The organism is Caulobacter vibrioides OR37, assembly GCF_000372645.1.
GTDB classification, from domain to species: domain Bacteria; phylum Pseudomonadota; class Alphaproteobacteria; order Caulobacterales; family Caulobacteraceae; genus Caulobacter; species Caulobacter vibrioides_E.
Genome location: NZ_APMP01000006.1, coordinates 24,337 through 40,322 on the forward strand (window position 1 = coordinate 24,337; position 15,986 = coordinate 40,322).

7 protein-coding genes, 1 tRNA gene and 2 pseudogenes are annotated in these 15,986 nt (G+C 66.4%); 4 read left to right on the top strand and 6 right to left on the bottom strand.

Features of this window, described 5'->3' with window-relative positions; genetic code table 11:
• Positions 1-40 precede the first annotated feature (40 nt).
• Positions 41-2,362: a glucan 1,4-alpha-glucosidase gene (locus tag OR37_RS07090; protein ID WP_004617552.1), complete on the bottom strand. Its 2,322-nt coding sequence runs from the start codon at positions 2,360-2,362 to the stop codon at positions 41-43.
• 34 nt (positions 2,363-2,396) lie between these two features.
• Positions 2,397-3,902: an MFS transporter gene (locus OR37_RS07095; RefSeq protein ID WP_004617555.1), complete on the bottom strand. Its 1,506-nt coding sequence runs from the start codon at positions 3,900-3,902 to the stop codon at positions 2,397-2,399.
• Positions 3,903-4,148: 246 nt separating this feature from the next.
• Between OR37_RS07095 and OR37_RS07100 the strand changes: the two are divergent.
• Positions 4,149-5,237 (top strand): annotated as a pseudogene (locus tag OR37_RS07100) (LacI family DNA-binding transcriptional regulator).
• Between the two features lie 42 nt (positions 5,238-5,279).
• On the opposite strand, the gene OR37_RS07105 reads toward OR37_RS07100, so the two are convergent.
• Both OR37_RS07105 and OR37_RS07110 read right to left on the bottom strand, forming a co-directional pair.
• On the bottom strand, positions 5,280-6,923 hold the full coding sequence (locus tag OR37_RS07105; RefSeq protein ID WP_165570581.1) for an alpha-amylase family glycosyl hydrolase: 1,644 nt from the start codon (positions 6,921-6,923) through the stop codon (positions 5,280-5,282).
• Positions 6,902-8,692: an alpha-amylase family glycosyl hydrolase gene (locus OR37_RS07110; RefSeq protein ID WP_004617562.1), complete on the bottom strand. Its 1,791-nt coding sequence runs from the start codon at positions 8,690-8,692 to the stop codon at positions 6,902-6,904. The genes OR37_RS07105 and OR37_RS07110 overlap by 22 nt, the downstream gene beginning before the upstream one ends.
• A gap of 299 nt (positions 8,693-8,991) precedes the next feature.
• Here OR37_RS07110 and OR37_RS07115 point away from each other — a divergent pair, with 299 nt between their 5' ends.
• Positions 8,992-11,724: a TonB-dependent receptor gene (locus tag OR37_RS07115; RefSeq protein ID WP_004617564.1), complete on the top strand. Its 2,733-nt coding sequence runs from the start codon at positions 8,992-8,994 to the stop codon at positions 11,722-11,724.
• Positions 11,725-11,974: 250 nt separating this feature from the next.
• Entirely contained in the window at positions 11,975-13,084 is a 1,110-nt protein-coding gene (locus OR37_RS07120) for a hypothetical protein (protein WP_004617566.1), read from the top strand.
• Between the two features lie 153 nt (positions 13,085-13,237).
• On the opposite strand, the pseudogene OR37_RS07130 reads toward OR37_RS07120, so the two are convergent.
• Both OR37_RS07130 and OR37_RS07135 read right to left on the bottom strand, forming a co-directional pair.
• A pseudogene (locus tag OR37_RS07130) lies at positions 13,238-13,468 on the bottom strand (hypothetical protein); the annotation flags it as partial.
• 1,504 nt (positions 13,469-14,972) lie between these two features.
• Positions 14,973-15,048, bottom strand: a tRNA-Ile gene (locus OR37_RS07135).
• A 149-nt stretch (positions 15,049-15,197) separates the two neighbouring features.
• On the opposite strand from OR37_RS07135, the gene OR37_RS07140 reads away from it, so the two are divergent.
• The gene (locus OR37_RS07140) at positions 15,198-15,953 is read left to right on the top strand and encodes an SIMPL domain-containing protein (protein ID WP_004617572.1); all 756 of its coding nucleotides are present in this window, start codon (positions 15,198-15,200) and stop codon (positions 15,951-15,953) included.
• The last annotated feature ends 33 nt before the right edge of the window (positions 15,954-15,986 follow it).

A 15,986-nucleotide genomic window follows, 5' to 3' on the forward strand; every position in this document is an offset into this window, starting at 1 on the left:
CCGCGACAATACGCCACGATCCATCTCGGCCAGCCGGGCTCTACCGCGCGAAGCGGGCCTTCACCGGCGCGTAGCTGTCCCACACCTGGCCGTCACTGACGGATCGCAGCAGCTTGACGTATTCTGCATGGCTCCAGGCCAGAGGCGTGGCGCTGTCGGTGCCCTTGCCCCGCGTGTAGCCGTGCGGGCTGTCGGCGCCGACTCCGTCCCAGACCTGCTCGGGGATCAGCAGGCCTTCGTTGGCGAACAGCTCCATGGCGCGAACAAAGGTGTCGCGAATGCGCTTGAGCGCGGCGGGGTCGGGTCGGCCAGACAGGCCCGCCAAAGCCAGCGCGTAGTGACCCCGTTCGCCGGTGAAGATCGGCCACACGCGACCGCGCTGTCCCGGCCGCATCCGCCCGTCCGCGCCGTAGTTGGCGCCGGTCTTGACGTCTTCGCCATAGCCGTCGACGCCATAGCGACGCCAGCCGGGGAAAGTCCCCTCCACGCCCGGGAACGTGAAATCGTACCGGACGCGATAAAGGTCCTCCATCGCTTGGTCGTCCAGCTTGGGCAAGGTCGCGACGATGGCCGGATCGTCCGCGCGGCGCACGCCGTAGCGCACGAGCTCCAGGAAGCCGGCGTCCAGCATCTGATCCTCGGGAACCGCCGCCTGACCGTTCCGCGCCTCGACCTTACTCTTGTTGTCGGGATCCTGGTCGCCATTCAGGCGCAGATAGTAGTGACCGTCGCCGAACGCGCCCTTGGTCGTCACCGTCCGGGCCTCGACCTTGTTGGAGTAGTCGTCGGCGGTCTTGCGATAGAGATCCGCGCCGGCCTCGTCGCCCGCGGCCTCGGCGATGTCGCCGGCCACGACTAGGCCCGCGATCACGGCGGCGGTCGTCGAGGGCGAATAGCCGCCCTGCTCTTCCCAGCGTTCCTGCTGGGTGAACGGCGGGGTGATCGTCGCATGGTTCCAGCCCAGATCTACCTTGCCGCCCTTGACCAGGAAATCGGCGGCCGGCTTGAGCATACGGCCGTAATAGGCCTTCAGTTCGGCTTCCGGCAGCCAGCCCAGTTTCCAGAGCTTCCAGCCCAGCATGATCGGCATGGCCGTCTGGTCCAGCTGGACGCCGACCCACTCGGGCGTCCCGTCGACGTGCGACTTCTGCAGGAACCAGCCGCCGTCGCCCTTGTTGCCCGGCGTCTTGGGCCCGACCTGCACGGTCGGCAGATACCGGAACGCCGCCAGCGGGGTTTCCCGATCGCCCAGGGCCGCGAGGGCCATGGCGCACTGATAGAAATCGCGCGGCCAGACGGCCTTGTAGCCGGTGGAGGACTTGGTCGCGTCGACGCTGTCGCCCCAAGGGTTGGACAGCGAGGCGATCAGGGCGCCGGCGTGGGTGCGATCCTCCTGGACCTTGAGCATCAGGGCCGAGGCCTGAACCAGCTTGCCGCCATCCTCGGACGCGGCGCGCAGGCGCGGCAGTTCGGTCAGCGAGGCCAGATAGTCCTCCCAGCCGACGCGATCGCCCTCGCCGTTGAAGCGGGCCAGCACCTCGCGATAGCCGGTCTTGAGAGAGGCGCTCGCCGCGGAGCCGGCGGCCTTGGCGTTGCGGCCAAAGCCGATGACGAAGTCGTAGGTCGCCTCCTTGGCCACGGCGGGCATCTGGCCGGTCAGGACGATCGCGCCCTTGGCCGAGACCGTCGTGGCCTTCAGGCCGGCGATGGCGTCGTTGTCCTTGAGCGCGCTGGCCGACGCCCTGGCGAAGGGCCTTGAGCCCTTGAGGCTCAGGAAGTCGCGCCCCTCGAAGGCGGTCAGGGCGGCGTTCGAGGCCGCGCCCGTGTCGCCGCCACCGGTGTTGGCCATGTGGGGCTCGAGCACCAGGGTGGGCGTCACCGGACCTTTCAGCGCCTTGACGATCACCCGCACGAACAAGGCGTCACGGTCGGGGTCGGTGAAGATGTGCTTCTCGATGACGAAGCGGCCCTGCTTGTCGGTCGTGATGATCCTGTAGGCCGGCGACAGCGGACGTCCCGCCGCGTCGACATGCAGATATTCGGTCTTCGAGGTGGTGTCCGCGCCCTCCACCGCCAGACCGGTCGCGGTCTGGACGGCGACGCGCATCTGCTTGACCTGAGCCTCGTGGATCATGCCGTACATGGTCTCGGTCAGGATCCCGTCGGCGATCGAGAACCAGACCTTGGACACCGCGCCCGTCTTGCCGCCGGGCTTGTAGGCGCCGTCGACATAGACCTCGTAGGACGCCCCGACGCCGGTCTTGGCCGAATAGGCCCAAGTGGTCTCGGGCGTCGCGGCGTGGACGCCAGCGGCGACCAGGGAAGCGGCCGAGGCCAGGGCGAGAAGTTTCAGGCTGCGCATGGCGAGGACCTCGTCAGGCTTTGAAAAAAGGGGATCAGGCGGGCTGGGCGGTGTCGCGCACGGCGAACACCGCCGCGCCGGCGATGGCGAACGCGACCGCGCCCAGCACCAGGGCGAAGATCGCCTGGCCGCCGAAGAAGGTCTTCAGCAAGAGGCCCAGGACCGTCGCGGCCAGCAGCTGCGGGATGACGATGAAGAAGTTGAAGATGCCCATATAGACGCCCATCTTCCCCGCCGGCAGGGCGCCGGCCAGCATGGCGTAGGGCGTCGAGAGAATGGAGCTCCAGGCGAAGCCGACGCCGATCTCGCCGATCCACAACAGGCCCGGCTGGCGCACCACCAGGAACGACAACAGGCCCAGGGCGCCGAGACCCAGGCAAAGGGCGTGGGCGGCCTTGCGCCCCACGGCCTTGACCAAGAGCGGAATGATGATGGCCGCCAGCGCCGCCACGCCGTTGTAGATGGCGAACAACACGCCCACCCAGTCGGCGCCCTCGTTATAGGCCTTCGAGGTCGGATCGGCGGCGTGGAAATGGACCGCCGCCACCGCCGGCGTGGTGTAGATCCACATGGCGAACAGGCCAAACCACGAGAAGAACTGCACCACCGCCAGCTGGCGCATCGTCCGAGGCATCCGGAAGATGTCGGCCAGAACCTCGGAGAAGCCGTTGTCCGTCTGGCCGATCCGCTTGAAGCGCGCTCCGGCGACGCCCGCCGCGCCGAAGCCCAGCAGCAGGACGGCCAGGACGTAGAGCTCCTTCTCCAGGCGCGCCGTCCAGACGAGAAAGGCCAGGGCCAGTCCCAAGAGCACGCCGCCGACGCCGATGGCGATATAGGCGTTGACCGACGGCTCGGGCTCCTCGTGCGGACCAAAGCCCGCCGCCCGCCGCTCCGAGGTTTCGAAGGCGCGCAGTTGGTCGGGGCTGTACTCCTTGGTGGTGAACACGGTCCACATCACCGACAGCAGCAGCCCCGCGCCGCCCGTGTAGAACGCGATCCGCACCGCGTCGGGGACATGACCGGCCGGCGCGGTGTTGGCGACATGGAACGCGTTGGTCAGAATCCACGGCAGGGCCGAGGCCAGCACCGCGCCCAGACCGATGAAAAAGCTCTGCATGGCGTAGCCGGTCGCCCGCTGCTCGTCCGGCAGGTTATCGCCGACGAAGGCTCGGAACGGCTCCATGGTGATGTTGATCGAGGCGTCCATGACCCACAGGGTCGCGGCCGCCACCCACAGCGTCGGGGCGTTGGGCATGATCAGCAGCGCCAGGCTGGTGATCACCGCGCCCCAGAAGAAATAGGGCCTGCGCCGCCCCATCCGCCCCCAGGTGCGATCGCTGAAATGACCGATGATCGGCTGGACCAGCAGTCCCGTCGCCGGCGCGGCGATCCACAGAATCGCCAGATGCCCCACGTCGACGCCCAGGGTCTGGAAGATGCGGCTGGTATTGGCGTTCTGCAGGCCGAAACCGATCTGGATTCCGAAGAAGCCAAAGCACATGTTCCAGATCTGCAGCAGACTGAGCCTCTGCCTGGCCATGGATCCTCCGCCCCGCTCCGACCGCCGGTAGCCCCGGCTGGTTCGCAAGTTTTTTCATAATTTGACGCAAGGCGCATTTGCGCACGCGCCCGCGGGAGACGCAATGTAAAATCCATATTTAACAGGACATATCCGCTCATTTCGACGCCACCGCCCAGCGCTGCGGCTCACGGAGACGACCAGCGCCTCGATTTTGTTTGCATCCTTTTTCAGAGCCGATTCCGTCGAATCCGCGCCTTGACCGGGTTGCAAACCCGACCAAACGACGGCTTATGGACGGACTGAAAAAGTTTGCAGAAATCTTTGCATTAGGGACGGCTTGAGGTGAGCAAGGGGGCGACGCGACTGGAGGACCTGGCCAAGCTGGCGGGGGTCTCGATCTCGACCGCGTCGCGGGCCCTCAACGACAGCCCGGCCGTCAACAAGCGCACCAAGCAGCTGATCTGGAAGCTGGCGCGCGAGATGGACTACCCGTTCCGCCGCTACATGCCGGCCGGCCCGATCGGGGCCGAGGCGACCATCGCCATCGTCACGCCCCGCGCCCAGAGCCGCGACAGCGGCATGTCCGACCCCTTCTTTCTCGAACTCCTGGCCGGCGTCGGCGAGGCGGCGCGCGAGCGCGGCTGCGACGTCATTCTCAGCCACATCGCCCCGGCCAATTTCGAGGACCTGTCGGCGGCCATGACCACCAGCCGGGCCGAAGGCGTGATCTTCCTGGGCCAGAGCTCGCTGCACGCGGCCTTCAACCGCCTCGCCGAGACCGACAACCGCTTCGTGGTTTGGGGCGCCCAGTTCCCGGACCAGAACTACTGTTCGGTCGGCTCGGACAATATCCATGGCGGTCGGCGAGCGACCCTGCATCTGGCGCGCCTGGGCCGAAAGCGCATCGTCTTCCTGGGCGACACCGAAGCGCCCGAGGCGATGCACCGCCATCGCGGCTATCTGGACGCGCTGGAGCAGGCCAAGCTGGAGGTCGATCCCGCGCTGATCGTGCCCGCCCATTTCGAGGTCGAGTCGGCCGAGGCGGCGCTGGATTCCCTGATCCACAACGGCGTCAAGTTCGACGGCGTGGTCGCGGCCTCCGACCTGATCGCGCTCGGCGCTCTAAGGGCCCTGAAGCACGCGGGCCTTTCGGTCCCCGGCGACGTCTCGGTGATGGGCTTCGACAACGTGCCGTTCAGCCGCTACGCCAGCCCCGCGCTGTCGACCATCGCCCAGGACACCGCCAAGGCCGGCCGCCTGATGGTCTCCAAGCTGCTGGACAGCGGCGAGCGCGCCAGCCGCTCGGAGCGGGTGCCGACGGACCTGATCATCCGGGAAAGCTGCGGGGGCTGAACGCTCCCGGCGTCCGCGGAGGAAATCGGCTTCGGAAAGCCCTCACCCCCGCCGCGCGATCACCCCCGCGCACGGCGGCATCTCGCCCTCCCCGCCAAGGTTGACGCCGTCGACCAGAGTCCAGCCGTCCGGCAGCGACCAGGCCGCGCGCTCGTGACCGAGATTGAAGGCCAGCAGCAGGGCGTCGTCGCCCTCGCCGCGCTGGAAGATCAGCAGCGGGCTATTGGTCTCGAGGAAGCTGATCGCGCCGGTGCGCAGCGCCGGATAGGCCTTGCGCAGCGCGATCAGGCGGCGGGCCACATGTAGGGTGGAGTTCGGGTCGGCTTCCTGGGCGTCGACGGCCAGGGCCTGGTGCTCGGGATCGACCGGCAGCCAAGGCTCGACGGGGGAGAAGCCGGCGTTCAGCGCATGCGCGATCCAAGGCATGGGCGTCCGCGCGCCGTCGCGCCCCAGCGTCTGGGGCCAATTGGCGATGGCCTCGGGGTCCTGCAGGCGCTCGAAGGGCACATTGGCCTGGGGCAGACCCAGCTCCTCGCCCTGATAGACGAACACATTGCCGCGCAGCCCCATCAGCAGCAGCAAGCACATCTCGGCGAAGGCCTTGCGGTCGCGCCCCTCGGCCCAACGCGACACCGCGCGCGGCGCGTCATGGTTGGAGAAGGTCCAGGACGGCCAGCCCTCCCCGTCCTCGCCAGGCCACATGGCCGCGCCCCTGGGGATCATGTCCCCGGTCAGCTTGTCGGCGTAGAGGTAGAGGAAGCCATAGGCGCTGTTCAGGCGATCGTTTCCGGCGGTGAACAGCTTCATCTCGCGGTCGGCGTGGTCGCCGCCCACCTCGGCCACCGAGAAGCGGCCGCCGCTGGCGTCGGTCAGGGCCCGGATCCGGCTCAGGAATTTCGGGATGTCGGCGTGGCTCTGGTTGAAGATCTTGTCCTGGAAGTCGAACGGCCGCGTCCGCTTGCCGCCCGGCGGCAGCGGCGGGTTGTCGGTGAACTTCGGGTCGTGCATCGAGAAGTTGATGGCGTCGAAGCGGAAGCCGTCCACGCCCTTGTCGATCCAGAACTGGGTGACGGCCAGCAGGGCCTCCTGGACGGCCGGATTGTGCAGGTTCAGCTGCGGCTGGGCGGCCAGGAAGTTGTGCATGTAGTACTGGCCGCGCCGCGCGTCCCAGGTCCAGGCCGGACCGCCGAACACCGATTGCCAATTGCTGGGCGGACTGCCGTCCGACTTGGCGTCGGCCCAGACGAACCAGTCGGCCTTGGCGTTCGTCCTGTTCTGACGGCTTTCGGCGAACCAGGGGTGCTCTTCCGAGGTGTGTGAGAACACCAGATCGATGATGATCTTCAGGCCCAGATCGTGGGCCTTGGCGATCATGGCGTCGAAATCGGCCAGGGTCCCGAAGATCGGGTCGATGTCCCGGTAGTCCGAGACGTCGTATCCGAAATCCTTCATCGGCGAGGTGAAGAAGGGCGACAGCCACACCCCGTCCACGCCCAGCGAGGCGATATGATCCAGATGGGCGGTGACGCCCGGCAGGTCGCCGACGCCATCGCCGTTCGAGTCGGCGAAACTGCGCGGATAGACTTGGTAGATCACGGCGCCGCGCCACCATTCGGCGTTCATCGACGTCTCCGCGCCCGGGCGAACAAGAACCTCAGCTGTCACTATCGTCCCTCGGAAACGCAAATCATGAAGTCGAGCGGCTTGAGCTCGACGGAATAGCTGCCCGGCGCGCTGGCCGATACCGCGCAGGCGCCATGCAGGGCGCGCCAGGTGACGGAACCGGGCTCGACCGCGATATTGGCCTTGGCCGGGCGGTCGCCGGTGTTGAACACCGCCAGCACCTCGGTCTTGCCCGCCAGACGGGAGAACGCCAACAGACCGGGCTGGTCGCTGGCCAACCTCGTCACCTGACGTCCGTCGCGCAAGGCCGCCGTGGCGACGCGCAGCTTGGCCAGTTCGGCGATGCGGCCGTAAAGCGCCGCGTCGGTCGCGAAGGTCGCGCGCGGCCCCCCGCGCGTCGCGCCGATCGGCCGCTCGGCGATGTAGCCGGCGACCCGGCTGGGGAACATGTCCTGGCGCGCGGCCGCGTAGTCGCCCTCGCCGGCGAAGCCCTGCTCGTCGCCATAGTAGATCGTCGGGACGCCCCGGGCGGTCAGCATGATGGCGTTGGCCAGGGTGACGCGGGCCAGGAGCTCGTCATCGCCGATTCCCGGCCGGGCCTTCCGCACGAACCAGCCGATGCGGCCCATGTCGTGGTTGCCCAGGAAGGTCGGCAGTTGCCGGGCGCCCGCCTCGCCGCCCTCGTAGACGGAATCACTGGCGAAGACCCGCGCCAGTCTCTCGGGGCCGGCCTTTCCGGTGACGACGTCGGTCACCGCGGACTGGAAGGCGAAGTCCAGCACCGCGGGCAACTTGTCGACGCGCGTGTGGCTGGCCAGGATCGCCACGTCGGGATCGAACACCTCGCCAAAGATATGGAAGTTCGGAATGCCCCGCGCCTTGGCGCGCGCCAGCATGGCCGGCGCGAAGGCCCGCCAGAATTCTGGATTCACGTGACGGGCGGTGTCGATGCGGAAACCGTCGATCCCGAAGTCGTCGATCCACTGGCCGTAGATGTCGATGAAGCCCCGAACGACTCGCGGGTTTTCGGTGAACACGTCATCCAGCGTGGTGAAGTCGCCCAGCAGGGAGCTCTCGCCCGCGAACGTGCTCTCGCCCCGGTTATGGTAGTAGATCGGGTCGTTCAGCCAGTCTGGCGCCTTGGCGTGTTCCTGGCCGGCCGGAACATAGGGCGTGTAGGCCCAGTCGGGCCGCGTCAGCTTGCCGAAGTCCTTGCCGTCGAACCCGTCGTTGATCGGCGCGCCCGTCGTCCCGCCCTTGCGCGTGTAGGGATAGTCGGCGACGCCGCGATAGGGACAGTGACCGCCCGGGCATTCGCGATACTGGATGACGTCGGCCGTGTGGTTCACGACGATGTCCATATAGACCTTCAGGCCTCGGGCGTGGGCCGCGTCGACCAGGGCCTTGAAGTCCGCCTTGGTCCCGAAGTGCGGATCGACATCCGTGAAGTCGGTGATCCAGTAGCCATGATACGCCGCCGACTCGTGGCCCGGATCGCCCTGCACGCTCTTGTTCTTGAAGATCGGCGCCAGCCAGATCGCCGTCGCGCCCAAGCCCTGGATATAGCCCAAGCGTTGGGTCACGCCCTTCAGATCGCCCCCATGGTAGAAGTCGGCGCGCGTGGGGTCGAAACCATCGACCAACGCCCCCCGATCCGCGCCCCCGTGATCATTGGCCGCGTCGCCATTTTCGAAGCGATCGGGCAGGAGGAAATAGATCACCTCGTCCTGGGGCGGGCGCTGTCGGTAGTCGCCAGGCGCGGCGGACGCGGCCGTCGTCAACGCGGTGGCGGCCGTCAAGGCCAGCGTCAGGCGTCGCGTCCAGGACGACATGGCTCCCCTCCCCTAGGCCAACCTTAAGGCGTCGACCCTTCATTGCAATTCTTTGCAAGAATTTGCAGAAGCGGAGCAAGCCTGTCAATCCGGCAGATTGGACCACTTTGCAGCCCTGGTGACCGCGCCCGCCACGAATTAGTGGAGCAATTTCGCCACACCCGAGCGGGATGAAGCATCTCAATCCAGTCGGTTTGCAATTTTTTGGGTTGATTACGATTGGGTAATTTGCAGTAGTTTTCATCAACGGCCCGATCGCATGACTCAAAGCGCAGAGCCGGACAGGGAGGGTGAGACTCATGACCACTGAATTTTCGCGCCGCCGCGCCTGGCTGATGACCGGCGGAGCCACGGGCCTCGCGCTGGCGTTCGCGCTCGGCGGCTCGGCGCACGCGCAAGCCACCGCATCGAATGCCGCCAAGGACGACACCAAGGTCGAGGAGATCGTCGTCACCGGCATCCGCAAGGGCATCGAAGGCGCCATCACGCTGAAGAAGAGCTCCAGCTCGATCGTCGAAGCCGTCTCGGCCGAGGACATCGGCAAGCTGCCAGACGTGTCGATCGCCGAGTCCATCGCCCGTCTCCCCGGTCTGACCGCCCAGCGCCTCGACGGCCGGGCGCAGGTCATCTCGATCCGCGGCCTGGCGCCCGACTTCACCACCGCCCTGCTGAACGGCCGCGAGCAGGTCTCGACCGGCGACAACCGCGGGGTCGAGTTCGACCAGTATCCGTCGGAACTGCTGAGCGCCGTCGTGGTCTACAAGACCCCCGACGCCGGCCTTATCGGCCAGGGTCTGGCCGGCACCGCCGACATGCGCACGGTCCGCCCGCTGGCCTTCGGCAAGCGCGCCCTGGCCGTCGGCGCCCGCTACGAGTGGAACGACATCGGCGCTCTGAACGCCGGCACCAAGGCCCACGGCAACCGGGTCAGCATCTCGTACATCGACCAGTTCATGGACGGTAAGCTGGGCGTGGCCCTGGGCTTCGCCCACATGGAGTCGCCCTATCAGGCCGAGCGCTTCAATTCGTGGGGCTATCCTACCGACGCCTCGGGCAAGAACCTGGTGATCGGCGGCGCCAAGCCCTACGTGCAGTCGAGCATGTTGAAGCGCGACGGGGTGATGGCCACCGTCGAGTTCGCGCCCACCGACCGCTTCACTTCGACGCTGGACGGGTTCTACTCGAAGTTCAAGAACCACCAGATCCAGCGCGGCGTCGAGTTGCCCTTGGTCTGGGGCGGCGTGCCGCTGACCAACGCCACGGCCTCGAACGGCGTGGTGACCAGCGGCGCGTTCAATGGCGTCAAGGGCGTGGTCCGTAACGACGGCAACAATCGCGACGCCACCATCAAGTCGCTGGGCTGGAACAACCAGTTCAAGGCCGGCGACGGCTGGACCCTGACCAGCGACCTGTCGTGGTCCAAGGTCGATCGCACCGACATGGTCCTGGAGTCCTATTCGGGCACCGGCCGCTCGGGCGCCGGCGCGACCGACAACATGACGTTCAACGTCAACGGCGATGGCGAGACGATCTTCAAGTCGACCCTGAACTACGCCGATCCCAACACGATCAAGCTGACCAGCCCGCAAGGCTGGGGCGGCGACATCATCAGCGGCGGCCAGGACGGCTATCTGAACCAGCCGCATATCGTCGACGAGCTGAAGGCCGCGCGCTTCGCCGTGACCCGCGCCCTGGACGACGGCCTGTCCAGCGTCGAAGCCGGCTTCAACTACAGCGAACGCACCAAGGACCTGGTGAACGACGAGTGGTTCCTGCGGGCCAAGGGCTCGCCGGCCAGCGTCGCCATCCCGTCGTCGGCCATCCTGGGCTCGACCTCCCTGGCTTTCGTCGGTCTCGGCAACGTCATCAGCTACGACCCGTTCGCGCTGGTGAAGTCGGGCGCCTATGACCTGGTCCGCAACCCCAACGCCGACGTGCTGGTCAAGAGCTGGGGCGTCGAGGAAAAGGTCGCCGTCGGCTATCTGAAGGCCAATATCGACGCCGAACTGGGCGGCGTGCCCGTGACCGGCAACTTCGGTTTCCAACTGGTCCACACCGATCAGAGCTCGACCGCCCTGGGCGCCAGCGGCACCGGAACGGGCGTCATCCAGACCAAGCTGTCGGGCGGCAAGAAATATCTCGACTTCCTGCCCAGCATGAACCTGCAGTTCCGCCTGCCTAACGAGCAGAGCCTGCGCTTCGCGGTCGCCCGCACCCTGGCCCGTCCCCGGATGGACCAGATGCGCGCCAGCACCAACTTCGGCTACGACCCCAGCAAGTCCTCCTCGACGAACATCAACTTCTCGCCGTGGAGCGGAAGCGGCGGCAATCCGGCGCTGCAGCCCTGGCGCGCCAACGCCTATGACGTGTCCTACGAGAAGTACTTCGGCCGCCAGGCCTATGTCTCGCTGGCCGCCTTCTACAAGGACCTGAAGACCTACGTTTACGACCAGAGCGTCATCTACGACTTCACCGGCTTCCCGACCGGCGGCAATCCCGCGCCGGTGCTGCGTCAGGGCCTGCTGACCACGCCGCAAAACGGCAAGGGCGGCTCGCTGAAGGGCGTCGAATTCGCCGCCTCGATGCCGTTCGCGCTGCTGACGCCGGTGCTGGACGGCTTCGGCGTCCAGTTCAGCGCCTCGTACACCAAGAGCTCGATCCAGCCCAACCCGGGCGATCCGTCCCAGCCGATCCCGGGCCTGTCCAAGACCGTGGCCAACCTGACCGGCTACTACGAGAAGAACGGCTTCTCGTTCCGGGTCAGCGACCGCTATCGCTCCAAGTTCCTGGGCGAGGTCACCGGCTTCGGCAATGGCCGCAACTACCGCCAGGTCAAGGGCGAGTCGGTGGTCGACAGCCAGATCGGCTACACGTTCAGCGATGGACCGATGAACGGCCTATCCCTGCTGGTCCAGGTCAACAACCTGACCAACGAGCCCTTCGTCACCTACCAGAACAACGATCCGCGCCAGGTCATCGACTATCAGACCTACGGCCGGACCTACCTGGTGGGCCTGAACTACAAATTCTGACCGAGGTTCGGAAACCTAAAGCGCGCCAGGCGGACCGACCGCTTAAATCGCCCCTGGCGCGCCGATCCCTTCCCCAAGCCTGACAAGGCCCCTGTCGGACCTGCCCGACAGGGGCCCTTTTTTGTCCGCGTCACGGAGCCCGCGCGCCCGCCCCGCCCCGCCCCGCCCCGCCCCGCCCACGGGTATGGCGGTTCAAGCTCTTTTTAGGATTGAACCCCATAGTGGCGCTTCATCGTGGGGGAGCGCATCCATGTCGACCAAGTCCATTCGCCTGGCCGCCCTGCTGGCCAGCGCCGCCGCCGTGCTGGGCGCGTGCGCCACGCGCGACGAAGTCGCCGCCCTGCGCCAACCGCCGCTGCCGCCCGCCATGGTGGCCAAGGCCTCGCCCGCCCGCGCCTTCTATCGAAACGTCGTCGTCCAGTCGGTGGAAGGCGCGCCGGAGTTCCGCTGGTTCGACGGCGGCGGCGTGGTCACCACCCGCCCAACCCGCGTCCAAGTCGTCCAGAGCCTCGGCGACCACCTGCGCAAGGCCGAGATGCTGGCTCCCAGCCGCCTCGACGCCGAGTACATGCTGTACACGACCTTCGAGGACCTCCGCGGTCCGAATGTCTGGCTGGGAACCGACAAGCTGGCCTCGGCCCGCGTGACCTTCCGCCTGGTGCGCTGGCGCACGGGCGAGGTGGTGCGCGAAAAGACCATCGACGCCGCCTATGAAGCCCGCTGGACCGGCGTGACGCCCGAGATCGCCCGCGCGGCCATCGCCGGCCCGCTGGGCGTCTCCCAGGACCGCGTGCTGGCCCTTCCGGGCGGCGCGATCGGCGGCATCGCGCTGGGCTATTACGTGAACCAGAACCTCGTCGTGTCGATCGCCGACGCGCCCTATGCCGGCCTAGTGGGCGCCGCCCAGGCCGCCACGATCGGCGGCCCCAACCGCTCGGACCCTGGCTACGCCGCCGCCTTCGCCAGCGCCGTCGCCGTGGGGACCGCGCGCGGCCGCTTCCAGGACCTGGAGGCCATGCTGGCAGGCGGCGCGATCAGCGCGGCCGGCGCCGCGATGGGGCCCGCTCCGGTCGGTCGCGCGACCGCGTCCAGCGGCGAGATCACCACCGTCTTCAACGGTCGCGACCGGCGCCTGGCCGCCACGCGCGGCCTGATGGACCTGGCCTTCGACCTGTTCATGAACGATCTCGGCCGCGACGGGTCGGTGGTCTACAAGACCGCCGTCTCGTGTCGCGCGCTGAACGGCGAGTTCACCCACGGCCCCCACCTGACCGAGACCGCCACGGCCTACGCCGTCGATTGTCCGGGGGCGACCTACAACGACGCCAAGACCGCCAACGCCTATCCGCGCAAATTCTAGAGCGCGTTAGGTTTAAGTGTGAGCGGTTAAACCGCTCGAACGCGCTCTAAATGTTTGAATTTAAAGCTTCTCCGCGCGCTCGACGGCCCGACGCTTGACGATGCGAAACAGCACGGGAAGCAGCTCCCAGCTGAAGGCGCCGACCGCGAAGCCGAACAGATAGGCCTCGCGCATCGGCGGCCACGGAATCAGCGGCAGCGCCGCCTTGACGAAAAAGGCGGCCAGGATCACCGCCGACACCGCGGCGCAGCCCAGTCTGAACAGGTGCTCGAACAGGTTGGCGCGCTCGGCCGCGCCCAGCGCGCCGATCTGCACCAGCCCATAGACGGCCACGCCGCCCAGCGCGCCCACGATCGCGCGCAGGCGATCAGGATCGATGTCCATCGCGGCCTCCTCCAGCCCGGGATCCTTGGGGTGACGGCGTCCGGACGTTCCACCTGCGTCGCGGCCACGACGGCGTCGCGAAACATCCTCGCCGTTAACAAATGTGCCTACGCGGCCGCCCGGAGTCGACGGGGCTTGGAAGGCCATACGTCCGATTCTGACGCCGACGCGGCGCGATGATGAGACCTCGCGCCAAGACCGGAACAAAATAAGAACAAATGCCCGAGGTGCACGGCGAGTGGCTGCGCTGTGTTGATTTCGAGATCGCCTCAGCCCTGCTTCACAAATTAATAGCTTTCGCCAGGCCCCATAGTCAGCTCCTAGGCGGATATGTCCCCCCGCGAAAGCACTAGGCTTGTCACGCGACCTCACCACGTCCAAGTACTGTTGGGGCGACCGTCAAGAATGATCGGCCCAATTTGTCGCGGAGCCCATCATCATCCATCGGATTAGGAGTGAGACCTTGGCGCACCAATATAGGGAACATTTTCTTGGAGATCATACCGGGCCCGGCCACCAAGTCTTTGATATAACCATTCCAGTAGTCATCCCCACCTAGACGATGTCCCATGGACATTTGGGACAGCCCCCTCACGTCGCCTCGCACGGGCCTGACACTTCCCGCAGAGACGTTGTTGCCCCCCGGCCTGCCCACACTCAAGCGAGCTTGGCCTCCCCCTAAAACCTGAGCGAGCAGCACTACTTCGTGAAGCGGAGGCTCGCTCCGAATGCAGACAACGGCTTCACCATCAACTTTTAGGAACCATGCGCCGTCTATGCCGCCATAGCCGCAGGTAACCGACCGCCCCCGGTCGTCACGCATCTCCGCCAGGACGAAGTCTTGAGCAATCTGTTGACCAGCCCATCCTCCGGGCGAGCCACGCGCGAATAAGTAGCCCCCATGTGTCCATGGGACTACGCGCGCTATAGATTCCACTCCGTTGAGGGCATGAGCATCCCCCCAGTCGCGCACTACCCAGAGCGATTGGTGAGCTACAATTCCAGCCCGCTGAGCCTCATCAATCAGCGGGAGATCGTCGGTGATCAGCACCGCTCCAATTGAGTTGGCAGTACGTGCTAGAGGCTCATCCTTCGGATTGATCCCAACCAAAGCGCGCTCAGCCGCAACCTCGAGGTAGATCACACCCTCCGACCTCAAGACTGCATCAACACCGTCCCAATGGCTCGCACCGCCGCGCACAAGTTGGTTTCGGCGCGCCAGCCCCTCAGCTTCCCTACGGCTATATTCGGAAACGTATAGCTGTACGCCACGCCGCCGAAGGTGCGTAAACGCAGACGCGGCCAATCCAGTTGGATTATGGATGGCATTCAATATGAAGTTCGTATCGAGAAGCGCTCTATTCATAGCGGCCTAGCCTGCCACCACAGGCGCACGGGGACCAGCTGCGGCTCGCCTCCAAATGATCAGCCTTACGTATCGCGGGCAATCTATAAGACCTTGAGCTTCCTTCCTTTCAGCAAGATCAAAGTCTTAGAAAAGTTTTGGTAGGCCTGGAGGGACTCGAACCCCCAACCAGACCGTTATGAGCGGTCGGCTCTAACCATTGAGCTACAGGCCCGCGCGAAGCGTTTTCACGATCGGCGAGCGCGCGGATTAGCACGGGCCGAACGCGGCTTAAAGCTCCGGTTCAGGTTGAGCCTGTCACGAAGAACCCAACAAGGTTCGGCGACGTTTTGTAGCCTCGACCTTCCGTGGAGAATAAGACCGATGACCCGCCCCGTCCGTAGCGTCCTGACCACCCTCGCCCTGCCCGTCCTAGTCGGCGGCGGGCTGCTGATGGGCGCGGCCGCGCCAGCCCTGGCCCAGACCGATTCCGACGCCGCCTTCAGGGCCACCACCTTCAGCCTGTCGGCCTATGGCGAGACCCGGGTCGCGCCGGACATGGCCACGATCACCCTGGGCGTGCAGACCGACGCGCCGACCGCCGCCGAGGCCATGAAGACCAATGGCGCGCGCATGAACCAGGTGCTGGCCACGCTGAAGAAAGCCGGGATCGCCGAACGCGATATCCAGACCTCGAACCTGAATCTCAACGCCCAGTACGCCTATGAGCAGAACCAGCCGCCGAAGCTGACCGGCTACCAAGCCTCGAACCAGGTGACGATCACGGTGCGCGACCTGAGCAAGCTGGGCGCGGCGGTCGACGCCACGGTCGGCGCCGGAGCCAATACGGTGGGCGGCATCAGCTTTGGCCTGGCCAACCCGAAGGCGGCCGAGGACGCGGCCCGCCTGGACGCGGTGAAGGCCCTGCAGGCCAAGGCCGAGCTCTATGGCCGCGCCACCGGTTACAAGGCCGTGCGTCTGGTCAATCTGAGCGAAGGCGGCGGCTACACGCCTAACCCGCCCGCCGTGCCGATGTTCGCCATGGCCAAGCGCGAGATGGCCGACTCCACCGCCGTCGCCGCTGGCGAGCTGAAGATCCGCGTCGACGTCAACGCCGTCTACGAAGCGACCAAGCAGTAGCCAAGACGGCCGTCGCCGGCAGGGTCCGGCGAC

Bases quoted from the DNA above. Each gene is read 5' to 3' on its own strand.
- OR37_RS07090 (WP_004617552.1), bottom strand. From the start codon at position 2,362: ATGCGCAGCCTGAAACTTCTCGCCCTGGCCTCGGCCGCTTCCCTGGTC.
- OR37_RS07095 (WP_004617555.1), bottom strand. From the start codon at position 3,902: ATGGCCAGGCAGAGGCTCAGTCTGCTGCAGATCTGGAACATGTGCTTT.
- OR37_RS07110 (WP_004617562.1), bottom strand. From the start codon at position 8,692: ATGTCGTCCTGGACGCGACGCCTGACGCTGGCCTTGACGGCCGCCACC.
- OR37_RS07115 (WP_004617564.1), top strand. From the start codon at position 8,992: ATGACCACTGAATTTTCGCGCCGCCGCGCCTGGCTGATGACCGGCGGA.
- OR37_RS07120 (WP_004617566.1), top strand. From the start codon at position 11,975: ATGTCGACCAAGTCCATTCGCCTGGCCGCCCTGCTGGCCAGCGCCGCC.
- OR37_RS07140 (WP_004617572.1), top strand. From the start codon at position 15,198: ATGACCCGCCCCGTCCGTAGCGTCCTGACCACCCTCGCCCTGCCCGTC.